At 60.7% G+C, this 25,678-nt stretch carries 27 protein-coding genes; 26 read left to right on the forward strand and 1 reads right to left on the reverse strand.

From position 1 onward, the window contains the following. The first annotated feature begins 24 nt into the window (after positions 1-24). From AC1RMX_RS12015 to flhB, 25 genes are all read left to right on the forward strand, one after another. Positions 25-381: a flagellar protein FlaG gene (locus tag AC1RMX_RS12015; RefSeq protein ID WP_096822188.1), complete on the forward strand. Its 357-nt coding sequence runs from the start codon at positions 25-27 to the stop codon at positions 379-381. Between the two features lie 81 nt (positions 382-462). Next, positions 463-1,923, forward strand: coding sequence for a flagellar filament capping protein FliD (gene fliD / locus AC1RMX_RS12020; RefSeq protein ID WP_096822187.1), 1,461 nt, complete (start codon positions 463-465; stop codon positions 1,921-1,923). A gap of 129 nt (positions 1,924-2,052) precedes the next feature. Then, complete coding sequence (gene fliS, locus AC1RMX_RS12025) at positions 2,053-2,451, forward strand: flagellar export chaperone FliS (protein ID WP_096822186.1); 399 nt, start codon at positions 2,053-2,055, stop codon at positions 2,449-2,451. Positions 2,452-2,461: 10 nt separating this feature from the next. Continuing rightward, a complete protein-coding gene (gene fliT / locus AC1RMX_RS12030) occupies positions 2,462-2,758 on the forward strand; it encodes a flagellar protein FliT (RefSeq protein WP_096822185.1) in 297 nt (98 codons plus the stop codon). A gap of 172 nt (positions 2,759-2,930) precedes the next feature. Further along, entirely contained in the window at positions 2,931-4,406 is a 1,476-nt protein-coding gene (locus tag AC1RMX_RS12035; protein WP_003222863.1) for a sigma-54 dependent transcriptional regulator, read from the forward strand. Positions 4,407-4,516: 110 nt separating this feature from the next. After that, positions 4,517-5,728, forward strand: a complete 1,212-nt coding sequence (locus tag AC1RMX_RS12040; RefSeq protein ID WP_102620337.1) for a sensor histidine kinase — start codon at positions 4,517-4,519, stop codon at positions 5,726-5,728. 5 nt (positions 5,729-5,733) lie between these two features. Then, on the forward strand, positions 5,734-7,125 hold the full coding sequence (locus AC1RMX_RS12045) for a sigma-54-dependent transcriptional regulator (protein WP_493072014.1): 1,392 nt from the start codon (positions 5,734-5,736) through the stop codon (positions 7,123-7,125). Between the two features lie 128 nt (positions 7,126-7,253). After that, on the forward strand, positions 7,254-7,583 hold the full coding sequence (gene fliE, locus AC1RMX_RS12050; RefSeq protein WP_096822182.1) for a flagellar hook-basal body complex protein FliE: 330 nt from the start codon (positions 7,254-7,256) through the stop codon (positions 7,581-7,583). A gap of 15 nt (positions 7,584-7,598) precedes the next feature. Further along, complete coding sequence (fliF, locus tag AC1RMX_RS12055) at positions 7,599-9,386, forward strand: flagellar basal-body MS-ring/collar protein FliF (protein ID WP_096822181.1); 1,788 nt, start codon at positions 7,599-7,601, stop codon at positions 9,384-9,386. Beyond that, positions 9,379-10,398 (forward strand): flagellar motor switch protein FliG, encoded by a 1,020-nt coding sequence (fliG, locus tag AC1RMX_RS12060; protein ID WP_007958288.1) that lies wholly within the window; start codon positions 9,379-9,381, stop codon positions 10,396-10,398. Before fliF ends, fliG begins: the two co-directional genes overlap by 8 nt. A 4-nt stretch (positions 10,399-10,402) precedes the next feature. After that, positions 10,403-11,209: a flagellar assembly protein FliH gene (gene fliH, locus AC1RMX_RS12065; protein ID WP_192560094.1), complete on the forward strand. Its 807-nt coding sequence runs from the start codon at positions 10,403-10,405 to the stop codon at positions 11,207-11,209. Further along, positions 11,199-12,557, forward strand: a complete 1,359-nt coding sequence (fliI, locus tag AC1RMX_RS12070; protein WP_096822179.1) for a flagellar protein export ATPase FliI — start codon at positions 11,199-11,201, stop codon at positions 12,555-12,557. Before fliH ends, fliI begins: the two co-directional genes overlap by 11 nt. Before the next feature lie 6 nt (positions 12,558-12,563). After that, positions 12,564-13,013 carry a flagellar export protein FliJ gene (fliJ, locus tag AC1RMX_RS12075; protein ID WP_493072017.1) on the forward strand — a complete coding sequence of 150 codons (450 nt, stop codon included), beginning with the start codon at positions 12,564-12,566 and terminating at the stop codon, positions 13,011-13,013. A 101-nt stretch (positions 13,014-13,114) separates the two neighbouring features. Continuing rightward, complete coding sequence (locus AC1RMX_RS12080; protein ID WP_096822178.1) at positions 13,115-13,420, forward strand: STAS domain-containing protein; 306 nt, start codon at positions 13,115-13,117, stop codon at positions 13,418-13,420. 5 nt (positions 13,421-13,425) lie between these two features. Next, entirely contained in the window at positions 13,426-15,129 is a 1,704-nt protein-coding gene (locus AC1RMX_RS12085) for an ATP-binding SpoIIE family protein phosphatase (protein WP_096822177.1), read from the forward strand. Between the two features lie 30 nt (positions 15,130-15,159). Next, positions 15,160-15,507, forward strand: a complete 348-nt coding sequence (locus tag AC1RMX_RS12090) for an Hpt domain-containing protein (protein ID WP_096822176.1) — start codon at positions 15,160-15,162, stop codon at positions 15,505-15,507. Between the two features lie 105 nt (positions 15,508-15,612). Further along, the gene (locus tag AC1RMX_RS12095) at positions 15,613-16,986 is read left to right on the forward strand and encodes a flagellar hook-length control protein FliK (protein WP_493072019.1); all 1,374 of its coding nucleotides are present in this window, start codon (positions 15,613-15,615) and stop codon (positions 16,984-16,986) included. Between the two features lie 145 nt (positions 16,987-17,131). Then, entirely contained in the window at positions 17,132-17,635 is a 504-nt protein-coding gene (gene fliL, locus AC1RMX_RS12100) for a flagellar basal body-associated protein FliL (RefSeq protein ID WP_096822174.1), read from the forward strand. Between the two features lie 9 nt (positions 17,636-17,644). Beyond that, positions 17,645-18,613 (forward strand): flagellar motor switch protein FliM, encoded by a 969-nt coding sequence (gene fliM, locus AC1RMX_RS12105; RefSeq protein ID WP_003222890.1) that lies wholly within the window; start codon positions 17,645-17,647, stop codon positions 18,611-18,613. A 56-nt stretch (positions 18,614-18,669) separates the two neighbouring features. After that, positions 18,670-19,128, forward strand: coding sequence for a flagellar motor switch protein FliN (gene fliN, locus AC1RMX_RS12110; RefSeq protein ID WP_096822173.1), 459 nt, complete (start codon positions 18,670-18,672; stop codon positions 19,126-19,128). After that, positions 19,129-19,587 carry a flagellar biosynthetic protein FliO gene (fliO, locus tag AC1RMX_RS12115; protein ID WP_493072021.1) on the forward strand — a complete coding sequence of 153 codons (459 nt, stop codon included), beginning with the start codon at positions 19,129-19,131 and terminating at the stop codon, positions 19,585-19,587. It abuts the gene before it with no gap. Continuing rightward, positions 19,587-20,345 carry a flagellar type III secretion system pore protein FliP gene (gene fliP, locus AC1RMX_RS12120; RefSeq protein ID WP_096822171.1) on the forward strand — a complete coding sequence of 253 codons (759 nt, stop codon included), beginning with the start codon at positions 19,587-19,589 and terminating at the stop codon, positions 20,343-20,345. Before fliO ends, fliP begins: the two co-directional genes overlap by 1 nt. Continuing rightward, positions 20,342-20,611 (forward strand): flagellar biosynthesis protein FliQ, encoded by a 270-nt coding sequence (fliQ, locus tag AC1RMX_RS12125; RefSeq protein WP_096822170.1) that lies wholly within the window; start codon positions 20,342-20,344, stop codon positions 20,609-20,611. Before fliP ends, fliQ begins: the two co-directional genes overlap by 4 nt. A 3-nt stretch (positions 20,612-20,614) precedes the next feature. After that, entirely contained in the window at positions 20,615-21,400 is a 786-nt protein-coding gene (gene fliR, locus AC1RMX_RS12130) for a flagellar biosynthetic protein FliR (RefSeq protein ID WP_096822169.1), read from the forward strand. Positions 21,401-21,403: 3 nt separating this feature from the next. Then, positions 21,404-22,543, forward strand: coding sequence for a flagellar biosynthesis protein FlhB (flhB, locus tag AC1RMX_RS12135; protein ID WP_096822168.1), 1,140 nt, complete (start codon positions 21,404-21,406; stop codon positions 22,541-22,543). A gap of 110 nt (positions 22,544-22,653) precedes the next feature. Here the strand turns inward: flhB and AC1RMX_RS12140 are convergent, their stop codons facing one another. Then, a complete protein-coding gene (locus tag AC1RMX_RS12140; protein ID WP_493065502.1) occupies positions 22,654-23,022 on the reverse strand; it encodes a DUF6124 family protein in 369 nt (122 codons plus the stop codon). Between the two features lie 524 nt (positions 23,023-23,546). On the opposite strand from AC1RMX_RS12140, the gene flhA reads away from it, so the two are divergent. Beyond that, positions 23,547-25,676 carry a flagellar biosynthesis protein FlhA gene (gene flhA / locus AC1RMX_RS12145; protein WP_096822166.1) on the forward strand — a complete coding sequence of 710 codons (2,130 nt, stop codon included), beginning with the start codon at positions 23,547-23,549 and terminating at the stop codon, positions 25,674-25,676. The last annotated feature ends 2 nt before the right edge of the window (positions 25,677-25,678 follow it).

Genomic DNA, 25,678 nt, shown 5'->3' on the forward strand with positions numbered 1-25,678 from the left:
TTTTCACGTTAGGAGGTGATGAGCATGGACATGAGCGTAAAGCTTAACGTGACTTATCCGGCTCCCAAGCCAGCCAATACTGTCACTGACAAGCCCTCGGAAGCGAAGCCGCAGGCTGCTGACGCCGTTACTGCCGTGAAAGACAGTCAGGAAACGGATGAAAGCAAATTGAAGCTGGCGGTGCAGGAGATCGAAAAGTTCGTACAGTCGATCAAGCGCAATCTGGAATTCTCGATTGACGAGCATTCCGGGAAAGTCATCGTCAAGGTGATTGCAAGCGAGACGGGCGAGGTCGTACGACAGATCCCCTCCGCAGAAGCGCTGAAGCTGGCAGACAGCCTCGCCAACGCGAGTCACGTGTTGTTCGACGCCAAAGTCTGATAGCTGGCATGAATAGTGTTTGAAGTTCTTTAGGCGCCGACAAGGGTCAAAAGACTGGCAACAACCCCAAGGGAGATGCACATGGCAAGTCCAATTTTACCGGGTACGGGCCTGGGCTCCGGCCTGGACATTGGTGCGATCGTTACTGCGCTGGTCAATGCCGACAAGTCGCCGAAGCAGACGCAGATCGATGCCACGACCAAAACCAACACGCTGAAGATCTCCGGTATCGGTACGCTGAAGAGTGCGCTGACGACATTCCAGACGGCGATGGCCAACCTGGGCAGCAAGACCAACCCTGCGTTTTCCGGTTACACCGCCACGTCGGCGACTCCGACTGTTCTGGGCGTGACTTCGGATAACACCGCAGTATCGGGTACATACAGCGTAGTTGTGCAGAAACTGGCCACAGGCTCGAAAGTAGCCAGTGCATCCTTTGCCGGTGGTGCTGCCAGTGCCATTCCGAGTGGTACCCTGAAAATCAGTCAGAATGGCACTGATTACAATGTCGCGATCCCGGCGAACGCGACTTTGCAGAGCACTCGCGATGCAATCAACTCGGCTCAGGCTGTCAATGGTATTTCCGCGAACATCGTGACCGACAGCTCCGGATCTTCGCGTCTGGTGATCAGTTCGAGCAAGACGGGTGCGGGTTCTGATCTGACAGTCAGCGGTATTGCCGGTCTTGAGATCGATGGTACCCAGCCGATGGGGGCGACCCCGGCACCAGGTGCCTCCGGCTCGGTCAATGGCCTGGCACAGGATGCGCAGCTGACCATCGACGGTCTTCAGGTAAGCAGCAAGAGCAACACGGTCACTGGCGCCATCAGCGGTTTGACGATGAACCTGCTGACTGTTCCTGCTACGGCCGGAACACCGGTTACGGTAACCGTTGATGCCAACACCAAGGGTTTGCAGACGTCCGTTCAGTCTTTCGTCGACGCCTACAACACCCTGAAGAGCACCATCGATACGCTGTCCAAGGCAACGCCGGACGAAAATGGCAAGCTGACCGTTCAGGCGGCGTTCACCGGTGATTCCCTGCCGCGTTCGCTGATTGCTGACATTCGTGCGCAGTTGACTGCTCCGAGCGCCACGGCGGGCACCTCGATGGCCTATCTGTCGCAGATGGGTGTCATGACCGACAAGCTCACCGGTAACCTGACGTTCGATACCGTTGCGTTCAACAAGGTCATGTCCACGCCAGGCATGACCGGCAAGGTCCAGGACATGTTCACCGGCACCAACGACACCAATGGTCTGTTGACGCGCATGAGCAAGGCGGTGGATCCGTATCTCAAGCCATCGGCTGATGGCAAGACCACTACGGGTCTGCTTGATCAGCGCATGACGATCCTGAACAACAACACCAGGAACCTTACCAACCAGCAACTGGCGCTGGACCTGCGGGTCGCCAACCTGACCAAGACGTTGACTGCCAAGTACAACGCCATGGACTTGCTGGTAGGGCAGATGAAGGCCACGGCGAGCAACATTACTTCGTTCTTCAGCTCGCTGAACGCTCAGCAATCTGCGAAGTAACATGCAAGCGCGACAAAAACCCGGCTACGCTTTCGCGCGTGTGCCGGGTTTTTGTCTTATGGTCTAAAGTTTTTCGACTCGCAGGCGATACACTGTTCATACGAGTCATTGTGGCAAATGAGGTAGAACATGAATCCGATGTTAGCCCTTCGGCAATACCAGAAAGTTGGCGCCCACGCTCAGACGTCCGAAGCGAGCCCTCACCGACTGGTGCAAATGCTGATGGAAGGCGGTCTGGACCGCATCGCTCAGGCCAAGGGTGCGATCGAGCGCAAGGATATTCCAGCCAAGTGCACGTCGATCAGCAAGGCGATCGGGATCGTCAGTGGTCTGCGTGAGGGCCTGGACCTGGAAAAGTCCGCGGACACGCTGGCTGATCTGGATGGCCTGTATATCTACATGATGAAGCGTCTTGCCGAGGCGAACATCAGCAGCGATCCGCGTATTCTGGACGAGGTCGCCGGCTTGCTGAGCACGGTAAAAGAAGGCTGGGACGCGATCGCTCCTACGCCCGCTCCTCAGTTCTAAGGAGATCACCATGAGTCTTGTATTGCAGCGAATCGAAGAAACCCGAGAGGCGTTGGTCGGTGCCCTGGCCGAGCGCAACTGGGAGGCCATCGGTCAATTGGATCTCGATTGCCGTTCCTGCATGGAAGATGTCTTGAGTGAAGCTTCGCTGGATGAAGTGGCACTGCGTGACAATCTTGAGGAGTTGCTACATGTCTACAAGCAGCTTCTTGAGGTCGCCATGGGTGAGCGTCAGGCGATAGTCGACGAGATGTCGCAGATCACCCAAGCGCAGAGCGCGGCAAAGGTTTACCATCTGTTTGGTTAATTAACCCTCAGTTAATCCAGACATGTGCGCCATAAATTTGACTGTGCACGGTTTTTTGACTTAACTAGTGGCTGTTTTCAGATTTCAGGCGTCTACAGGCACAAGGTGTCCTGCAAGCGTCTCGCTTGCCCCTCGTTTCGGGCATTGAGTTGACTAGGGAAGTTGCTATTGCATGTGGCGTGAAACCAAAATTCTGCTGATCGATGACGATAGCGTCCGCCGCCGCGACCTGGCGGTGATTTTAAATTTTCTTGGCGAAGAAAATTTACCCTGCGGAAGCCATGACTGGCAGCAGGCAGTCGGCTCTTTGTCGTCTAGTCGTGAGGTCATTTGCGTACTGATCGGGACGGTCAATGCTCCTGGTGCGCTCTTGGGCCTGTTAAAGACACTCTCAACCTGGGATGAGTTCCTTCCGGTTTTGCTGATGGGCGATAATTCTTCGGTGGACTTGCCCGAAGACCAGCGCCGCCGGGTACTTTCGACCCTCGAAATGCCGCCGAGCTACAGCAAACTGCTGGACTCCCTGCACCGTGCCCAGGTCTATCGCGAAATGTACGACCAGGCCCGTGAGCGCGGCCGTCATCGCGAACCCAACCTGTTCCGCAGTCTCGTCGGCACCAGCCGGGCGATCCAGCATGTGCGCCAGATGATGCAGCAGGTGGCCGACACCGACGCCAGCGTGCTGATCCTCGGCGAGTCCGGCACCGGCAAGGAAGTGGTTGCGCGCAACCTGCATTACCATTCCAAGCGTCGTGACGCGCCGTTCGTGCCGGTCAACTGCGGGGCGATCCCGGCAGAGCTGCTGGAAAGCGAGCTGTTCGGCCACGAGAAGGGCGCCTTCACCGGCGCAATCACCAGCCGCGCCGGCCGCTTCGAACTGGCCAATGGCGGTACGCTGTTCCTTGATGAAATTGGCGACATGCCGCTGCCGATGCAGGTCAAGCTGCTGCGCGTGCTGCAGGAGCGCACCTTCGAGCGCGTGGGCAGCAACAAGACCCAGAGCGTCGACGTGCGCATCATCGCCGCGACCCACAAGAATCTCGAAAGCATGATCGAGATCGGCACCTTCCGCGAAGACCTCTACTATCGCCTGAACGTGTTCCCGATCGAGATGGCGCCGCTGCGTGAGCGCGTCGAAGACATTCCGCTGTTGATGAACGAACTGATTTCGCGGATGGAGCATGAGAAGCGCGGTTCGATCCGTTTCAACTCCGCCGCCATCATGTCCCTGTGCCGCCATGGCTGGCCGGGCAACGTTCGCGAGCTGGCCAACCTGGTGGAGCGCATGGCGATCATGCACCCGTACGGGGTGATCGGTGTGGTCGAACTGCCGAAGAAATTCCGCTACGTCGACGACGAAGACGAGCAAATGGTCGACAGCCTGCGCAGCGATCTGGAAGAGCGCGTGGCAATCAACGGCCACACGCCGGACTTCACCGCCAACGCCATGCTGCCGCCGGAAGGCCTTGATCTGAAGGACTACCTCGGTGGTCTGGAGCAGGGGCTGATCCAGCAGGCACTGGACGATGCCAACGGTATCGTGGCCCGTGCCGCTGAGCGCCTGCGCATCCGCCGCACCACGCTGGTGGAAAAGATGCGCAAGTACGGCATGAGCCGACGTGAAGGTGATGAGCAGGCGGATGATTGACGCCTGTTTTTCAACTGCTTCATTTATAAGCAGTTTTTTTTAGGCACGGGTATTGCTACGTCCCTCGCAACGTTCCGTTTAACTGACGGTCAGCCAAGCGAGAGAGCACAATGCCCCAAGCCTCCCAGATGTCTTCTGTTCCCGAGTCCTCGGGGCAACTGCCGTCCGTAGAGCAGGCCAGTCGGCAGGGTCTTGAGCAGGCGTTCGCGCTGTTCAACCAGATGTCGAGTCAACTGACCGATTCCTACAGCATGCTTGAAGCGCGGGTCACCGAGCTCAAGGGCGAGTTGGCCGTGGTCAGCGCCCAGCGCATGCAGGAGCTGGCGGAAAAAGAACGTCTGGCCAACCGTCTGCAAAATCTCCTCGATCTGTTGCCCGGTGGCGTCATCGTCATCGACGGTCACGGCATCGTGTGCGAGGCCAATCCGGCTGCCATCGATCTGCTCGGTTTACCCCTCCAGGGCGAGCTGTGGCGCCATGTCATCGCGCGCTGCTTCGCGCCCCGTGAAGACGATGGTCATGAAATCTCCCTGAGAAACGGTCGGCGCCTGTCGATTGCCACCCGCTCGCTGGATGCGGAGCCCGGGCAATTGGTGCTGCTCAACGACCTGACTGAAACCCGTCACTTGCAGGATCAGCTCGCACGCCACGAGCGGCTGTCGTCGTTGGGGCGCATGGTCGCCTCGCTGGCTCATCAGATTCGCACGCCGCTTTCCGCCGCGCTGCTGTATGCCAGTCATTTGACCGAACAGGCGCTGCCGGTCGCCACTCAACAACGTTTTGCCGGGCGTCTCAAAGAGCGTCTGCATGAGCTGGAGCATCAGGTGCGCGACATGCTGGTGTTCGCTCGCGGTGAATTGCCGCTGACCGACCGCATCACGCCCAATGCCCTGATGCAGTCGTTGCAGGCCGCCGCGCTGACCCATGTGCAGGATCTGCCAATTCGCTGGCAGTGCGACAGCCATGCCGGTGAGTTGCTGTGCAATCGCGATACGCTGGTCGGAGCCATCCTCAATCTGATTGAAAACGCGATTCAGGCCAGTGGCGGTGACGTGCGCCTGAAAGTGCATTGCTACACCCGCGACAACACCCTGCGCCTGTGCGTCAGTGACAACGGTGGCGGTATCGAACCGGCGGTGCTGGCGCGGCTGGGCGAGCCGTTTTTCACCACCAAGGTCACCGGCACCGGCCTGGGCCTGACCGTGGTCAAGGCCGTGGCCCGTGCTCATCAGGGACAATTGCAGCTGCGCTCGCGGGTCGGGCGCGGCACGTGCGCGCAGGTGATCCTGCCGATGTTTTCCGCTGTACAGGGAGCTGAGTGAAGGTCATGGGCATCAAGGTTCTGCTGGTCGAGGATGACCGTTCATTGCGCGAGGCGCTGGCCGATACGTTGTTGCTGGCCGGCCACGATTATCACGCAGTGGGTTCGGCCGAGGAGGCGCTGAAGGCAGTGGAGTGCGAGGCGTTCAGCCTGGTGGTCAGCGACGTCAATATGCCGGGCATGGACGGTCATCAGTTGCTCGGTCTGCTGCGCGCCCGCCAGCCGCAATTGCCGGTGCTGCTGATGACGGCTCACGGTGCCGTCGAACGCGCGGTCGATGCCATGCGTCAGGGCGCGGCGGATTATCTGGTCAAGCCATTCGAGCCCAAGGCGTTGCTGGACCTGGTCGCGCGCCATGCCTTGGGCAATCTCGGTGCAGCCGACGCGGAAGGGCCGATCGCGGTCGAGCCGGCCAGTGCGCAGTTGCTGGATCTGGCAGCGCGGGTGGCGCGCAGTGATTCCACCGTGTTGATTTCCGGCGAGTCCGGCACCGGCAAGGAAGTGCTGGCGCGCTACATTCACCAGCAGTCCCATCGTGCCCGTCAGCCATTCATTGCGATCAACTGCGCGGCGATCCCGGACAACATGCTCGAAGCGACACTGTTCGGTCACGAGAAGGGTTCGTTCACCGGCGCCATCGCGGCGCAGGCCGGCAAGTTCGAACAGGCCGACGGTGGCACCATTCTGCTCGACGAAATTTCCGAAATGCCTCTGGGCTTGCAGGCCAAGCTGCTGCGGGTGCTGCAGGAGCGCGAGGTGGAGCGGGTCGGCGCGCGCAAGCCGATCACCCTCGATATCCGTGTGGTCGCGACCACCAACCGTGATCTGGCCGGCGAAGTGGCGGCGGGGCGGTTCCGTGAAGACCTCTACTATCGTCTGTCGGTTTTTCCGTTGGCCTGGCGTCCGCTGCGTGAGCGGACCGCCGATATCCTGCCGCTGGCCGAGCGTCTTTTGGCCAAACACGTCAATAAAATGAAGCATGCAATGGCGAAGTTCTCGCCCGAGGCGCAGGCGTGCCTGATCGGTTATCCATGGCCGGGCAACGTGCGCGAGCTGGATAACGCGGTCCAGCGGGCGTTGATTCTGCAGCAGGGCGGCCTGATCCAGCCGCAGGATTTCTGCCTCTCGGGCCCTGCGCTGTTCGCCCCGTTGCCGGTGGCAGTGCCGACTGCGCCAGTCATTCGTGAAGTCGATATCGAGGCGGATTCGGCCGGGGCGCTGGGCGATGACCTGCGTCGTCGTGAGTTCCAGATGATCATCGACACCCTGCGCACCGAGCGCGGACGACGCAAGGAAGCCGCCGAAAAACTCGGTATCAGCCCGCGTACGTTGCGCTACAAACTGGCGCAAATGCGCGATGCCGGGATGGACGTCGAAGGGTATCTGTTCGCCACCTGACGGGTGGCGCAAACGTTTGAAAACGCATTTCTCGAAGCGGTGCCCGTGAGCTGGCACCGTTGTTGCTAACACCTGAGTACCCGCCGAGTGAGTGTCAAAAAATTGCGGGCCGCCCAAGAGAGTAGACCATGAGCCAAGGTATTGAAATTAATCGGTTGATGACGGACATGAAGGCCATGCAAATGGACGCCATGTCGAAGCCGAAATCGACTGCCGCCGTCCCAGAAGTGGCGGGCAGCAGCTTTTCCGACATGCTCGGTCAGGCCATCAACAAAGTGAACGATACCCAACAGGCTTCGAGCCAATTGGCCAACGCGTTCGAAATCGGCAAGAGCGGCGTCGATTTGACGGACGTGATGATTTCCTCGCAGAAGGCCAGCGTGTCGTTCCAGGCTCTGACCCAGGTGCGCAACAAACTGGTTCAGGCTTATCAAGACATCATGCAGATGCCGGTTTAAGGACGAGATTGAGTCATGGCAGAAGCAGTCGCCGATAACGTTCCGGCCAAGGCCACCCCGATAGACGGCAAACCGCCGCTGTTCGGCCTGTCCTTCCTGGAAAACCTCTCCGAGATGACCATGCTGCGTCAGGTGGGCCTGTTGGTCGGCCTGGCTGCGAGCGTGGCGATTGGCTTTGCCGTGGTGCTGTGGTCGCAGCAACCGGACTACCGGCCTCTGTACGGCAGCCTTGCCGGTATGGACGCCAAGCAGGTCATGGACACTCTGGCCTCCGCCGATATTCCGTACACCGTTGAACCGAATTCCGGCGCCTTGCTGGTCAAGGCCGATGACCTGTCCCGTGCGCGCCTCAAGCTCGCGGCCGCTGGTGTCACTCCCAGCGACGGCAATATCGGTTTTGAGATCCTCGACAAGGAACAGGGTCTGGGCACCAGCCAGTTCATGGAAGCGACTCGTTATCGTCGCGGCCTCGAAGGCGAACTGGCTCGCACCATCTCCGCCCTGAACAATGTCAAGGGCGCGCGCGTTCACCTGGCGATCCCGAAAAGCTCGGTGTTCGTACGTGACGAGCGCAAGCCAAGCGCTTCGGTACTGGTCGAGCTGTACTCCGGTCGTTCGCTGGAGCCGGGTCAGGTCGTCGCCATCATCAATCTGGTGGCCACTTCCGTCCCTGAGTTGAGCAAGTCGCAGATCACCGTCGTCGACCAGAAGGGCAACCTGCTGTCGGATCAGGCGGAAAACTCTGAAATGACCATGGCCGGCAAGCAGTTCGATTACAGCCGCCGCATGGAAAGCATGCTCACCCAGCGTGTACACAATATTCTGCAACCGGTACTGGGCAACGATCGTTACAAGGCTGAAGTGTCGGCCGACGTCGACTTCAGTGCCGTCGAATCGACCGCCGAGCAGTTCAACCCTGACCAGCCGGCGCTGCGCAGCGAACAGTCGGTCAACGAACAGCGTACCGCCAGCAATGGCCCGCAAGGCGTACCGGGTGCCCTGAGCAACCAGCCGCCGTCGCCAGCCTCGGCGCCACAAACCACCGGCGGTGCAGCAACCTCGACGAGCATGGTGCAACCTGGCCAGCCACTGGTTGATGCCAACGGTCAGCAGATCATGGACCCGGCCACCGGCCAGCCGATGCTCGCGCCGTACCCGGCAGACAAGCGTCAACAATCCACCAAGAACTTCGAACTCGACCGTTCCATCAGCCACACCAAGCAGCAGCAGGGTCGCCTGAATCGCCTGTCGGTGTCGGTGGTGGTGGACGATCAGGTCAAGATCAACCCGGCCAACGGCGAAACCACCCGTGCGCCGTGGAGCGCCGACGAATTGGCGCGCTTCACTCGCCTGGTGCAGGACGCGGTCGGCTTCGACGCCAGCCGTGGCGACAGCGTCAGCGTGATCAACATGCCGTTCTCCGCCGAGCGCGGCGAAGTGATTGCCGACATTCCGTTCTACTCCCAGCCATGGTTCTGGGACATCGTCAAACAAGTGCTGGGTGTGTTGTTCATCCTGGTGCTGGTGTTCGGCGTGCTGCGTCCGGTGCTCAACAACATCACCGGTGGCGGCAAAGGCAAGGAACTGGCCGGTCTGGGCGGTGACGTGGAACTGGGTGGCATGGGCGGTCTGGACGGTGAACTGTCCAATGATCGTGTCAGCCTCGGCGGCCCGACCAGCATCCTGCTGCCGAGCCCGAGCGAAGGCTATGACGCTCAGTTGAACGCAATCAAGAGTCTGGTGGCAGAAGACCCGGGTCGTGTGGCCCAGGTCGTGAAAGAGTGGATTAACGCAGATGAGTGATAACCGAGCCGCCGTCGCCAAACTGTCCCGGGTCGATAAAGCCGCGATTCTGCTGCTGTCCCTGGGTTCGACCGATGCTGCACAAGTGCTGCGCCACATGGGCCCCAAAGAGGTTCAGCGAGTCGGCGTGGCCATGGCCCAGATGGGCAACGTCCACCGTGAGCAGGTCGAGCAGGTCATGAGCGAGTTCGTCGACATCGTCGGCGACCAGACCAGCCTGGGCGTCGGCTCCGACGACTACGTGCGCAAAATGCTCACCCAGGCCCTGGGTGAAGACAAGGCCAACGGCCTGATCGACCGCATTCTGCTGGGCGGCAACACCAGTGGCCTCGACAGCCTGAAATGGATGGAACCGCGCGCCGTTGCCGACGTGATCCGCTACGAACACCCGCAGATCCAGGCGATCGTGGTCGCGTACCTCGATCCGGATCAGGCCGGTGAAGTGCTGGGCAACTTCGACCACAAGGTGCGTCTGGACATCATCCTGCGCGTCTCGTCGTTGAACACCGTGCAGCCGGCGGCACTGAAAGAATTGAACCAGATCCTCGAGAAGCAGTTCTCCGGCAACTCGAATGCCTCACGCACCACCCTGGGTGGCATCAAGCGGGCGGCGGACATCATGAACTTCCTCGACAGCTCGATCGAAGGCCAGCTCATGGACTCGATCCGCGAAGTCGACGAAGACCTGTCCGGTCAGATCGAAGACCTCATGTTCGTGTTCAACAACCTGGCCGATGTCGACGACCGCGGTATCCAGGCGCTGTTGCGCGAAGTGTCCTCCGATGTGCTGGTGCTGGCCCTCAAGGGTTCGGACGAAGGCGTCAAGGAAAAGATCTTCAAGAACATGTCCAAACGTGCTGCCGAACTGCTGCGCGACGACCTCGAGGCCAAAGGCCCGGTGCGCGTCAGCGACGTGGAAACCGCGCAGAAGGAAATCCTCACCATCGCCCGCCGTATGGCCGAAGCCGGAGAAATCGTGCTCGGTGGCAAGGGCGGCGAGGAAATGATCTAACACCATGGGCAAGAACGACGACGATGTAACGGACCTGATCCGTGCCCGGGACGTCCGCGGTTTCGAAACCTGGGCGATCCCAAGCTTCGATCCGCCAGCACCGGAACCCGAGCCGGAACCGGAGCCCGAGCCGCCGGAGATGGAAGAAGTGCCGCTGGAGGAAGTCCAGCCACTGACCCTGGAAGAACTCGAAAGCATCCGTCAGGAGGCTTACAACGAGGGCTTCGCCATCGGCGAAAAAGAAGGTTTCCACAGCGCCACCCTCAAGGTGCGCCAGGAGGCCGAGGTGGTCCTGACGGCCAAGGTCAACGGCCTTGAGCAGTTGATGGCGAACCTGTTCGAACCCATCGCCGAACAAGACACCCAGATCGAAAAGTCGCTGGTCGACCTCGTGCAGCACATCGCCAGACAGGTGATTCAGCGCGAACTGGCCATCGACTCGACGCAGATCGAACACGTCATGCGCGACGCCCTCAAGCTGTTGCCGCTGGGCGTGGGCAATGTGCGGCTGTACGTCAATCCGCAGGACTTCGAACAGGTCAAAGCCCTGCGCGAACGTCATGAGGAAACCTGGCGTATCGTCGAGGACGAATCGCTGCTGCCGGGCGGTTGCCGGGTCGAAACCGAACACAGCCGGATCGATGCGAGCATCGAAACCCGCGTCAGCCAGATCATGGCCAAGCTGTTCGATCAATTGCACGAACAAGCCCTGCACCCGGCCGCGCCGGACATGAGCCTGGACTTGCCGGAAACGCCGAAGCCGGCACCTGTCACCGACGAGCCGCTCGCGGACGCCCCCGATGCGCCTTGAACGCACCAGTTTCGCCAAGCGCCTGAGCACCTACGCTGAAGCCGCCGAAATTCCCGGTGCGCCGATTCTCGAAGGGCGCCTGCTGCGCATGGTCGGCCTGACGCTCGAGGCCGAAGGTTTGCGCGCTGCCATGGGCACCCGCTGCATGGTGATCAACGACGACAGCTATCACCCGTCGCAGGTTGAAGCCGAAGTCATGGGTTTCTCTGGCAGCAAAGTTTTCCTGATGCCTGTTGGCAGTGTTGCCGGTATTGCGCCGGGCGCCCGTGTGGTGCCGCTGGCCGATACCGGTCGCTTGCCGATGGGCATGAGCATGCTCGGTCGCGTGCTGGACGGCGCCGGACGTGCGCTGGACGGCAAGGGCGGCATGAAGGCCGAAGACTGGGTGCCGATGGACGGCCCGACCATCAACCCGCTCAACCGTGACCCGATCAGCGAACCGCTGGACGTCGGCATTCGTTGCATCAACGGTTTGTTGACGGTCGGTCGCGGCCAGCGTCTGGGCCTGTTCGCCGGTACCGGTGTCGGTAAATCGGTATTGCTCGGCATGATGACCCGCTTCACCGAGGCCGACATCATCGTCGTCGGCCTGATCGGTGAGCGGGGTCGAGAAGTTAAAGAATTCATCGAGCACATCCTCGGTGAAGAAGGCCTCAAGCGTTCGGTGGTGGTTGCATCCCCAGCGGACGACGCGCCACTGATGCGTCTGCGCGCGGCGATGTACTGCACGCGGATCGCCGAGTATTTCCGCGACAAGGGCAAGAACGTCCTGTTGCTGATGGATTCCCTGACCCGTTTCGCCCAGGCCCAGCGGGAAATCGCCCTGGCCATCGGCGAGCCGCCAGCGACCAAGGGCTATCCGCCTTCAGTGTTCGCCAAGCTGCCGAAACTGGTGGAGCGCGCCGGTAACGCGGAGAAGGGCGGGGGTTCGATCACTGCCTTCTACACCGTATTGTCCGAGGGCGATGATCAGCAGGACCCGATTGCCGACTCGGCGCGAGGCGTGCTCGACGGCCACATCGTGTTGTCCCGGCGTCTGGCCGAAGAAGGTCATTACCCGGCCATCGATATCGAAGCTTCGATCAGCCGGGTGATGCCGGCGGTGGTCTCGCCGGAGCACATGACCCGTGCGCAGTACTTCAAGCAGTTGTGGTCGCGCTACCAACAGAGTCGCGACTTGATCAGCGTCGGTGCCTATGTCGCCGGCGGTGATCGTGAGACGGACCTTGCCATCAATCTGCAGCCGCAATTGGTCAGATACTTGCGTCAGGGCCTGAACGACAGCATCAGCCTGGGTGAAAGCGAGGCGTACCTCGAAACGATTTTCGCCCCTGCGGCCGGCGGGTAACCGGCCATGGCCCTGAGCCGAGCCGCGCGTCTGGCGCCGGTGGTGGAAATGGCCGAAAAAGCCGAGAAAACCGCCGTGCAACGCCTGGGTTATTTCCAGGGGCAGGTGAAGGTGGCCGAAAGCAAGCTCGCCGACCTGCATGCCTTTCGTCTGGATTACTCCGAACAATGGATCGTGCGCGGCAGCACGGGCGTGTCCGGGCAATGGCTGCTGGGTTTTCAGGGCTTTCTGGCGCAACTCGACACCGCGGTCGATCAACAGCGGCAAAGTCTGCAATGGCACCAGAACAATCTGGACAAGGCGCGTGACGCCTGGCAGCAGGCGTTTGCCCGGGTCGAGGGTCTGCGAAAACTTGTACAACGCTACTGCGACGAAGCCCAGCGCGCCGAAGACAAGCGCGAGCAGAAGCTGCTGGACGAGTTGTCCCAACGCCTGCCGCGCCGTGATGCCTACTGACGGGTTGATCTCTGACAGTTTCCGGCGACTTCCTGCCTTGCCCCTTACCCTTGCAAGTGCTAAACCTTGTACAGGTTCGTCAATGACAAGGAAGCCAGTACATGTCAGTCGTTACAGAAGTCTCTCCGGATGGGCAAAAGCTGACGATTTCGATCAAGGGCCGGTTCGATTTCGGACGCCATCAGGAGTTTCGCGAGTCCTACGAGCGACTCAATAAAAAGCCCGACGCCATCGTGGTGGATCTCAAGGATGCCACCTATCTCGACAGTTCGGCTCTGGGAATGCTGCTTCTGCTGCGCGATCACGCCGGTGGCGACGACTCGGACGTACGAGTGATCAACAGCAATTCGGATGTGCGCAAGATCCTCGCCATTTCCAACTTCGACAAACTGTTCGACATCAGTTGACGGCCATGCAGCCGCAAGAACCGCTGACGATCCTGATCGCCGAAGACAGCGCCGCCGACCGGCTGCTGTTGTCGACGATCGTGCGCCGTCAGGGGCATGTCGTGCTGACGGCTACCAATGGGGCTGAAGCGGTCGCGGTGTTTTCTGCTCAGCAACCGCATCTGGTGCTGATGGATGCCATGATGCCGGTGATGGATGGCTTCGAAGCTGCGCGGCAGATCAAGGTGCTGGCGGGTGAAAACCTGGTGCCGATCATTTTCCTTACCTCGCTCACCGAGAGCGAAGCCCTGGTGCGATGCCTGGAGGCTGGCGGTGACGATTTTCTGGCGAAGCCTTACAACCAGGTGATCCTCTCCGCCAAAATCAAGGCGATGGATCGCTTGCGCCGCCTGCAAGCCACGGTGCTTGAGCAGCGCGACCTGATTGCCCGGCACCACGACTACCTGCTCAACGAGCAGCGGGTCGCCAAGGCCGTATTCGACAAGGTCGCGCATTCCGGTTGCCTGAGTGCGCCGAACATCCGCTATCTGCAATCACCCTACGCACTGTTCAACGGCGATCTGCTGCTGGCGGCCTACACGCCGGCCGGTGACATGCATGTGTTGCTCGGTGATTTCACCGGGCACGGTCTGCCGGCGGCGGTCGGTGCCATGCCCCTGGCGGAAGTGTTCTACGGCATGACGGCCAAGGGCTATGGCCTGGCCGAAACCTTGCGGGAAATGAACGCCAAGCTCAAGCGTATCCTGCCGGTGGACATGTTCTGCTGCGCGACGCTGCTCTGCCTGAGTTTTCAGCGCCGCAGCGTGGAAATCTGGAATGGCGGCATGCCCGACGGTTATCTGCATCGCATCGCCACCGGCGAGCGGGTGCCGCTTGCGGCGCGGCATCTGCCGCTGGGTGTGCTCAGCCCGCAGGCCTTCGACGATCAAACCGAAGTGCTGTCGATGGCGGTGGGTGACCGTGTGTTCCTGTTGTCCGACGGCGTGATCGACACCTGCGATGCCAATGATCAGTTGTTCGGCGTCGAGCGCTTGCAGCGGGTATTTGCCGACAATCGCCAGCCGGATCGGCTGTTTGCCGAGATCGAGCAGGCGTTGCAGGATTTTCGCGGCGAAGCCCGGGACGATGTGAGCATGGTCGAGGTCAGCCTGCTGGAAATGGCGCAGGTCAATCCGTCGGCGCCGGTGTATTCCGACAGCGGTCAGTCGTGCCCGCTGGATTGGTCGGTGAGCTTCGAATTTCGCGGTTCCACCCTGAAACGCTTCAATCCGTTACCCTACCTGCTGCAATTGCTGCTCGAGGTGCATGGCTTGCGCACGCAGAGCGGGGCGTTGTACAGCGTGCTCGCCGAGCTTTACTCCAATGCGCTGGAGCACGGGGTGTTGGGGCTGGACTCCAGTCTCAAACGCGATGCTTCAGGCTTTGCCCGCTATTATGAGCAGCGTAATGCTCGACTGGATGCCTTGCAGGATGGCTATGTGCGCGTGCACTTGCAGGTCCGCCCGGAAGGCGAGGGTGGTTGTCTGATCGTGCGGGTGGAAGACAGTGGCAAAGGCTTTGACGTGGCCCGGGTGATGGAGCGGCCACTCGACGGTGTCCGTTTGTCGGGGCGTGGCGTCAGCCTGATCCGGCAACTGAGCAGGAATCCGAGCTGGTCAGACGATGGTCGCAGTGCTCGCGTGGAGTTTTTCTGGGAGGCTCTGGCATAATCCGCGCATTCTTGATCAAGGAGTGAACAAGTGACTGATGCCTGTGTAGATCGCGACGTACTGAGTGCGTTGCAAGAAGTCATGGAGGATGGCTATCCGGAGTTGCTGGATACGTTCCTGGCAGATTCCGAAGCGCGCCTGCGTGAATTGCAAAAGACCGCCGATGCCGACGCCTTGTCGTCGGTGGCTCATAGCTTCAAAGGCAGCAGCAGCAACATGGGGGCGACCCGTCTGGCTGAGCTTTGCCAGGAGCTGGAGCTGCACGCGAGGGACAAGAGCCCGTCCGAAATCATCAAGCTGGTGGCCGACATCCATAACGAGTTTGCGGATGTGCGCCCCGTCTATGAAGCCGAGCGACAGCGCTCTCCCGCCCATTGAGCCAGCCGTCCGGCGTTTTTATTCGGCGCCGGATGAAACTGGCCCGGCACTTGCAGTCATCTCGTTCAACTGTACCTACGATCCCAGTGCAGCGGAGACCGTGCCATGCCTGCTACCCCTAACATTCTTATTCAGACTGCCGCCCAGGCCAAGGCGCAAGCCGCCTCCGCCAAACCGTCAGTGGTGGCCGCAGGCCCCGGGGACAAGGCTTCAAGCTTCTCTCAGGTGTTTGCCGATCAGGGACAGAACAAGCCTTCCGTTACCACCGATAACTCGGTGAAACCTGCACGCGACAAGGACACCGGCAGCGTCAGCAAGAAGGACAGCGGCAAGGATCAGTCTGCCGCCCCCGAGCCGGCCGTTGCCGATAGCGGCAATGCCTTGCCCGCTGACAAAACCTCGTCGACCGCAACGGATGACGCGGTGGCCAGCGACGATACGTCCGATACACCGACCACGCCGGTCGCCGACACCACGCCTGTCGTAGATCCGACGCTGGACCCGGCGCTGATGCAAGTCGCGCAGCCGGTCGTCACGCCGCCGGTCGTGGCGGCGCCCGTCGTCGAAACACCCGTGAAGCCTGAAACCCAGACGCCAGCGGTGGCTGCATTGCCGGCAGCTGCCACGGCGGCGCCTGCCGCCGACAGTGATTTCGATCCCGAGGCCGATCCGCTCGACTCGATGCCGGCCGTGCGTATGGCGATGGAGCAGAGTGGTCACATTTCCGCGTCCAGCCAGTCGCAGCCCAAGGCGACGCCGGCCCAGGCCCAGGCTGATGGCGAGCTGACCTCGGCTCAGACCTTCGCCGCCGGCATGGCCAGCATGCTGGATGTGCAGGCTGACAAGGACAGCACCAGCCAGGGCGGTGAAAAGGCCTTCAGTGGTCTGATCGACGATGGTTTGAAAGACCTGAAATCCGCCACCAGCGATACCCGCGTGGATGATTTCGCCAACCGTCTGGCGGCACTGACTCAGGCCGCCACACCGAAAACCGCCAACGCGGTGCCGGTGAATCAGCCGATCGCCATGCATCAGAGCGGCTGGACCGAGGAAGTGGTCAACCGCGTCATGTACCTGTCGAGCAACAACCTGAAGGCCGCCGATATCCAGTTGCAGCCGGCCGAACTGGGTCGCCTGGACATTCGGGTGAACATGGTGCCGGACCAGCAGACCCAGGTGACCTTCATGAGCGCTCACCCGAGTGTTCGCGAAGCGCTCGACGGCCAGATGCATCGCCTGCGTGACATGTTCACGCAGCAAGGCATGGGGCAGGTCGATGTCAACGTTGCCGACCAGAATCGTGGCTGGCAGGGGCAAGGCCAGGAGCAGGCGCAACAGGGGCAGCAGGGTGGTCGCACCAGCGCCGCCGGCAGTCGCCTGGACTCGTCGGAAGAAGAGTTGACGCCTGCGGCCGTAGCCGAAGCAGCTGCTCAAACCACTAGCGTGATCGGTAGCAGCGCCGTCGACTACTACGCCTGATTCATCCTCCCCCGAGGGAGCGGCCCTGTCCGCTCCCTCGTCTGTTTTGCCACCGCTCTCCATTCCCCTCCGACACTTCTGGCATAACACTTGCTCTTGCCTTGCCGTGCGACTGTGAAAACCCGATTAGTGACGGATTATTGGCATGGCGAAGAGCGAAGCAGCAGCAGTAAAAGACCCCGCAACCAAAGGCAAACTCAAGATGATCATTGTGATCGTTCTGGGGCTGCTGCTGGCCATCGGCGCGTCTGTGGGGGCGACGTGGTTCTTCATGCACAGCGCCCAGAGCAAACCTGCGGCTGCCGCGGAAACCGCTCCGGTCGGCAAGCAGCCGGCAATTTTCGAGCCGATGGCGCCGGCCTTCGTGGCCAACTACAACCAGAACGGCCGTCAGCGCTACATGCAGGTGAGCATCACCATGCTGGCGCGCAATCAGGCCGATCTTGAAGCGCTCAAAGTGCACATGCCGGTGATCCGCAACAACCTGGTGATGCTCTTCTCCGGTCAGGATTTCGCCACTTTGGCGACGCCGGTCGGTCAAGAGATGTTGCGCCAGAAGGCCACGGCCAGCGTCCAGGAAGTGGCGCAGAAAGAGCTGGGCAAAGTGGTGATCGAACAGTTGCTTTTCACTAATTTCGTACTGCAGTAGGAACACGACATGGCCGTGCAGGATCTGCTGTCCCAGGATGAAATCGACGCGCTGTTGCATGGCGTCGACGATGGTCTGGTACAGACCGATAACGCTGCCGAACCCGGCAGTGTCAAAAGCTACGACCTGACCAGCCAGGATCGCATCGTCCGTGGACGCATGCCGACTCTTGAGATGATCAACGAGCGTTTTGCCCGTTACACCCGCATCAGCATGTTCAACATGCTGCGCCGCTCGGCGGACGTTGCCGTCGGTGGCGTGCAGGTGATGAAGTTCGGCGAATACGTGCACTCGCTGTACGTGCCGACCAGTCTGAACCTGGTCAAGATCAAACCCCTGCGCGGCACCGCGCTGTTCATCCTCGACGCCAAACTGGTGTTCAAGCTGGTGGACAACTTCTTCGGCGGCGACGGCCGTCACGCCAAGATCGAAGGGCGTGAATTCACCCCGACCGAACTGCGCGTGGTGCGCATGGTGCTGGAACAGGCGTTCGTCGACCTGAAAGAAGCCTGGCAGGCGATCATGGAAGTCAACTTCGAGTACATCAACTCGGAAGTGAACCCGGCCATGGCCAACATCGTCGGCCCGAGCGAAGCGATCGTGGTTTCCACGTTCCACATCGAACTCGACGGCGGTGGCGGCGACCTGCACGTGACCATGCCGTACTCGATGATCGAGCCGGTGCGCGAAATGCTCGACGCCGGTTTCCAGTCGGACCTCGACGATCAGGACGAGCGCTGGGTCAACGCCCTGCGTCAGGACGTCCTCGATGTCGACGTGCCGATCGGTGCCACCGTGGCTCGCCGCCAGTTGAAACTGCGCGACATCCTGCACATGCAGCCGGGTGACGTGATCCCGGTCGAGATGCCGGAAGACATGATCATGCGCGCCAACGGCGTGCCGGCCTTCAAGGTCAAGATGGGCTCGCACAAAGGCAACCTCGCGTTGCAGGTGATCGAGCCGATCGAGCGCCGCTGAAGCGGCGCAACACCCCTTTCGCATTTAACTGAATTGTTGCCCGCCGAGGACAAATGATGAACGACGATATGAACGCCCAGGACGATCAGGCACTGGCCGACGAGTGGGCTGCCGCCCTGGAAGAAACCGGTGAAGCCGGGCAGGCCGACATCGACGCGCTGCTGGCCGCCGACGCTGGTGTTTCGAGCTCCAACCGTCTGCCGATGGAAGAGTTCGGCAGCGTGCCGAAGAACAACGATCCGGTGACCCTTGACGGTCCGAACCTGGACGTGATTCTCGACATTCCGGTGTCGATCTCGATGGAAGTGGGCAGCACCGACATCAACATCCGCAACCTGCTGCAACTCAACCAGGGTTCGGTGATCGAGCTCGATCGTCTGGCCGGTGAGCCGCTGGACGTGCTGGTCAACGGTACCCTCATCGCTCACGGTGAAGTGGTTGTGGTCAACGAAAAGTTCGGCATCCGCCTGACCGACGTGATCAGCCCAAGCGAACGCATCAAGAAGCTGCGCTGAGTGAAAAAGGTTCTGGGTTCTTTGCTGGCCTCGGCGCTGGCGCTGCCATCGATCGTGATGGCCGCCGAGCCGGTGGCTGCCACCGCTGCGGCGGTGACGCCTGCGGTCAATAGCGGTGTCGCCGGGCAATTGACGCAGCTGGTGTTCGGCCTGTTGCTGGTGCTGGGGTTGATCTTCTTCCTCGCCTGGCTATTGCGCCGGGTGCAGCAGGCAGGCCCGGCGGGCAAGGGCCAGGTGATCGAGCTGATCGGTTCCCGGGCGCTCGGTCCGCGTGACCGACTGATGCTGGTGCAGGTCGGCAAGGAGCAGATCCTGCTGGGTCTCAGCCCCGGCACGATCACCGCGCTGCACGTACTCAAGGAACCGGTGGACGTCCCGGCGACCTCCGAAAAAGCGACTCCGGAATTTGCCCAGCATCTGTTGAAGATCCTCGGCAAGGATCAAAAGGATACGAAGTAATGGGTGCGTTGCGCATCGTCTTGACCCTGGCCTTGATGTTGGCCGCGCCACTGGCGTTCGCCGCCGATCCGTTGTCGATCCCGGCGATCACCCTGGGCACCAATGCCAACGGTGCGCAGGAATATTCGGTCAGCCTGCAGATCCTGCTGATCATGACGGCGCTGAGCTTCATTCCGGCCGCCGTCATCCTGATGACCAGCTTCACCCGGATCATCATCGTTTTCTCGATCCTGCGTCAGGCCCTCGGTCTGCAACAGACGCCGTCGAACCAGATCCTCACCGGCATGGCGCTGTTCCTGACCATGTTCATCATGGCCCCGGTGTTTGACCGGGTGAACAACGACGCCCTGCAACCGTATCTGGCGGAGAAACTCACCGCCCAGCAAGCGGTGGAAAAAGCTCAGGTGCCGATCAAGGACTTCATGCTCGCGCAGACGCGCTCCAGCGATCTCGAGCTGTTCATGCGCCTGTCCAAGCGCACCGATATCGCGACGCCGGATCAGGCACCGCTGACCATTCTGGTGCCGGCCTTCGTCACGTCTGAACTGAAAACCGCGTTCCAGATCGGCTTCATGATCTTCATTCCGTTCCTCATCATCGACCTGGTCGTGGCGAGTGTGCTGATGGCGATGGGTATGATGATGCTGTCGCCGCTGATCATTTCCCTGCCGTTCAAGATCATGCTGTTCGTGCTGGTGGATGGGTGGGCGCTGATCATCGGCACCCTGGCCAGCAGTTTCGGAGGTGTATCGCCATGACGCCAGAAGTAGCGGTCGACATTTTTCGCGAAGCCTTGTGGCTGACCACGATGATGGTCGCGATTCTGGTGATCCCGAGTCTGCTGGTGGGCCTGCTGGTGTCGATGTTCCAGGCCGCCACGCAGATCAACGAACAGACCCTGAGCTTTCTGCCGCGTCTGCTGGTGATGCTGGTGACCCTGATTGTCGGCGGTCCGTGGATCATCCAGACCTTCATGGAATACATCATCCAGCTGTACAAAAACATTCCGCTGGTCATCGGCTGAGTCATGCAGTCGCTGCTTCAGTTGACCGACACGCAGATCAGCACCTGGGTGGCGACGTTCATGCTGCCGCTGTTTCGCATCGGCTCGATGCTGATGGTGATGCCGGTGTTCGGCACCACGCTGGTTCCCAAACGCGTCCGTCTCTACCTCGCCCTCGCGATCACCGTGGTGATCGCGCCAAGCCTGCCGCCGATGCCGGCCGTCAGTCCGCTCGATCTCAGTGGCTTGCTGTTGATTGCCGAGCAAATCCTGGTCGGCGCCGTGTTGGGCTTCTCCTTGCAGTTGTTCTTCCAGGCCTTCGTGGTCGCGGGGCAGATCGTCGCGATTCAGATGGGCATGGGCTTCGCCTCGATGATCGACCCTACCAACGGCGTGTCGGTGGCGGTGATCGGGCAGTTCTTCACCATGCTGGTGACGTTGCTGTTCCTCGGCATGAACGGTCACCTTGTAGTCTTTGAGGTGCTGACTGAAAGCTTCACCACGCTGCCGGTCGGCGCAGGCCTGATGACCGCGCATTACTGGGAGCTGGCCGGCAAGCTCGGCTGGGTGCTTGGCGCGGCATTGATGCTGGTGCTGCCGGCCGTCACTGCGCTGCTGGTGGTCAACATTGCATTCGGTGTGATGACCCGGGCGGCGCCACAACTGAACATCTTCTCGATCGGCTTCCCGCTGACCCTCGTGCTCGGCCTGTTCATTGTCTGGGTCGGGCTGGCGGACATTCTCAATCAGTATCAGCCGCTGGCCGTCGAGGCCTTGCAGCTGCTACGCGAACTGGCACAGGCGCGCTGAGTCATGGCAGAGAGCGAGAGCGGTCAGGATAAAACAGAAGACCCCACGGAGAAGCGCAAGAAGGACTCCCGGGAAAAAGGCGAGATTGCGCGCTCCAAGGAACTCAACACCTTGGCGATCATGCTCGCCGGCTCCGGTGCGCTGCTGGTGTTCGGCGGCATGTTGGCGCAGGACTTGATGGAGCTGATGCGCCTGAATTTCACGCTGTCGCGCGAAGTCATCATGGATCAGAGCTCCATGGGCAAGTTCCTGATGAATTCCGGGGTGATCGCACTGGTGGCGATCCAACCGATCATGATCACCTTGCTGCTGGCGGCGTTTCTCGGGCCGATCGCCCTCGGTGGCTGGCTGTTTGCGGCGGGTTCCCTGGCGCCCAAGTTCAGTCGGATGAACCCCGGCGCGGGTCTCAAGCGCATGTTCTCCATGAAGTCGGTGATCGAACTGCTCAAGGCGCTGGCCAAGTTCCTGATCATTCTGGCGGTGGCGCTGGTGGTGTTGTCTGGCGATGTCGACGACCTGTTGCGCATTGCCCATGAACCGCTGGACCGGGCGATCATTCACAGTCTGCAACTGGTGGGCTGGAGCACTTTGTGGATGGCGTGCGGTTTGATCATCATCGCTGCCGTCGACGTCCCGGTGCAGCTCTGGGAGAGCATTAAAAAGCTCAAGATGACCAAGCAGGAAGTGCGCGACGAGCACAAGGACCAGGAAGGTCGGCCGGAGGTCAAACAGCGGATTCGTCAGGTCCAGCGCGAGATGTCGCAGCGGCGGATGATGGCGGCGATCCCGGATGCCGACGTGGTCATCACCAACCCGACGCACTACGCCGTGGCGCTCAAATACGACTCGGAGAAGGGCGGGGCGCCGATGCTGCTGGCCAAGGGCAGCGACTTCCTGGCGCTGAAAATCCGCGAAATCGCCGTGGCCAACAACGTCATGCTGCTCGAATCGCCGGCCCTGGCGCGTTCGATCTATTACTCCACCGAGTTGGAAGAAGAAATTCCCGGCGGTCTGTACCTGGCGGTCGCTCAGGTACTGGCCTACGTCTACCAGATCCGCCAGCACCGCGCAGGCAAGGGCAAGTTCCCGGAACCGCTCAAGGACGATCTGCCGATCCCGCCGGATCTGCGGCGCGATTCCTGATGGTGATGAAGTAAAAAAACCGCCTCGGGTTGAACCCGGTGGCGGTTTTTTTATGCCCGATGATCTGTGTTGCTTGTGAGGTCGCTTACGCGATCAGCAGCCACGACACATCACATCTGCGACGGCGGTAGTTCCAGATTATTCAGCACCCGATTCGCTGCCAGCTCCCCGAGCATGATCAGTTGCCCGATGCCCATCAATGTCCTGCGCTGCGAGGCGGGCATGAGGTGAGCGAAGTCATTGGCGATGGTTCTGGCGGAGGCGAGGGTTTCGCAGAGCTCGACCAGCAGCTCTTCGTTTTTGAAGTCTGCGGTGACGGCATACATTCTGCGGGTTTTGCGCGGTGGTGGCGTGGATCCGGGCGGGCAGAGATAGTGGTCGAGGGCGCGGTCGGCGGCTTCGTGAAGCTTTCTGGAATCGAGGGATTCGTAGGGCGAGGCAGGGTCGGTTTCGGGTGGATTGGGTGTTGGTTTGATCATGGTGAAGCTCCTATAAAGTGGAGCCGCCCTGAACTGTCGCTAAACAGGAAGGTGGCGGCTGTACGCGGGTTAGCGAACCGGTTATAGGCACCCGGTAGACCCGAGGGTCTCCCGCATACAGCCACCATAGCGGAGTTGCAGACATTGAGTCTGCGACAAGGCATGGAGCGCTGGTGCACCTATTTATGATTCGAGTCGCTAAACCCGATCGCTGATTCGTCAGCGACCAACCCACAATAGAACCCGACCCCAAGGCGCACAAGCCGGCGGATTCTGGCGTAGCTGTAGGCAACGGCGCAAGGATTCGTAGCCTGTAAGGCGTGTCTGAAGGTGTCTTTTAAACACCCGAGTTTAAAAGGTACTTTTTGCTGACTTCTTGCGAAGGCAACATCCCGCCCAGCAGAAAAACCGCGCTCAAACCCCTCTGTTTCAATCATCGGCAAAAGTTGGAAGGCTTCTTGCAGTAGCCGCCGTGCGCCCGCTCTGGGCGTCAAAAGTTTGCTTTAAAGGAACGGGGAAAACCGGTGGATCGCTCTCAGTTAATCAACAGTGCTCGCTCGAACATTGCCGATCTCAGTCGGGGCAATCTAGGTGTGCCGCTGTTGCTGCTGGTCATGCTGGCGATGATGATGTTGCCGGTGCCGCCGTTCCTGCTCGACGTCTTCTTCACCTTCAACATTGCCCTGTCGATCGTCGTGCTGCTGGTCTGCGTGTACGCGTTGCGGCCGCTGGATTTCGCGGTGTTCCCGACGATCCTGCTGGTGGCGACGCTGTTGCGGCTGGCGCTGAACGTGGCGTCGACGCGGGTGGTGATGCTCCACGGTCAGGACGGCCACGCCGCTGCCGGTAAGGTGATCCAGGCCTTCGGTGAGGTGGTGATCGGCGGTAACTACGTGGTCGGTATCGTGGTCTTCGCGATCTTGATGATCATCAACTTCGTCGTGGTCACCAAGGGTGCCGGGCGGATTTCCGAGGTGAGCGCGCGTTTCACCCTCGACGCGATGCCCGGCAAACAAATGGCAATCGACGCCGACCTCAACGCCGGTCTGATCGACCAGAACCAGGCCAAGGCCCGCCGTTCCGAAGTCGCCCAAGAGGCTGAGTTCTACGGTTCTATGGACGGTGCCAGCAAGTTCGTTCGCGGTGACGCCATCGCCGGCCTGCTGATTCTGTTCATCAACCTGATCGGCGGCATGGCCGTCGGTATCTTCCAGCACAACATGACCTTCGCTGACGCCGGCAAGGTTTACGCCCTGCTGACCATCGGTGACGGTTTAGTGGCGCAATTGCCATCACTGTTGTTATCTACAGCGGCAGCGATCATGGTGACCCGTGCTTCCGGTTCGGAAGACATGGGCAAGCAGATCAATCGCCAGATGTTCGCCTCGCCGAAAGCGCTGGCGGTGGCGGCCGGCCTGATGGCAGTCATGGGCCTGGTGCCGGGCATGCCGCACTTCTCCTTCCTGAGCATGGCGGCACTGGCTGCCGGTGGCGCGTACCTGTTCTGGAAGAAGCAGAACGTCGCCAAGGTGCAGGCGCTGCAAGAGGTTCAGCGTCAGCAGGAGCTGCTGCCGTCGCCGGCCCGCGCCATGGAAACCAAGGAGCTGGGCTGGGACGACGTGACGCCAATCGACATGATCGGCCTGGAAGTCGGTTATCGCCTGATTCCGCTGGTGGACCGCAACCAGGGCGGGCAATTGCTGGCGCGGATCAAGGGCGTGCGCAAGAAGCTCTCGCAGGATCTGGGCTTCCTGATGCCGACCGTGCACATCCGCGACAACCTCGATCTGGCGCCGAGCGCCTATCGCCTGACCCTGATGGGCGTGATCCTGGCCGAAGCCGAGATCTACCCGGATCGCGAACTGGCGATCAACCCGGGGCAGGTCTACGGCACGCTCAATGGTATTACCGCCAAAGATCCGGCTTTCGGCCTGGAGGCGGTGTGGATCGAAGTCAGCCAGCGTGCTCAGGCACAATCGCTCGGTTACACCGTGGTGGACGCCAGTACCGTGGTCGCCACGCACTTGAACCAGATTCTGTACAAGCACTCCAGTGAGCTGATCGGCCACGAAGAAGTGCAGCAACTCATGCAATTGCTGGCCAAGAGCTCGCCAAAACTGGCGGAAGAGCTGGTGCCGGGTGTGGTGTCGCTGTCGCAACTGCTCAAGGTGCTGCAAGCACTGCTGGCCGAACACGTGCCGGTGCGCGACATCCGCAGCATTGCCGAAGCCATCGCCAACAATGCCGCCAAGAGTCAAGATACCGCCGCTTTGGTGGCCGCTGTGCGGGTCGGCGTTTCTCGCGCCATCGTCCAAAGCATTGTAGGGACTGAGTCGGAGCTGCCAGTTATCACGCTGGAGCCAAGGTTGGAACAAATATTGCTCAATAGTCTGCAGAAGGCAGGACAAGGCTCGGAAGAGGGCGTTCTGCTGGAGCCAAGCATGGCCGAGAAGCTGCAGCGTTCGCTCATCGAAGCGGCGCAGCGTCAGGAAATGCAAGGTCAGCCGGTGATCCTGTTGGTAGCAGGCCCGGTTCGCGCGATGCTCTCGCGCTTTGGCCGCCTGGCAGTCCCTGGACTGCATGTGCTGGCCTACCAGGAAATTCCGGACAACAAGCAAGTGACCATCGTTGCGACAGTAGGGCCCAACGGCTGAGG

The sequence above is a fragment of the Pseudomonas sp. GW822-FHT03F04 genome, from assembly GCF_058801405.1.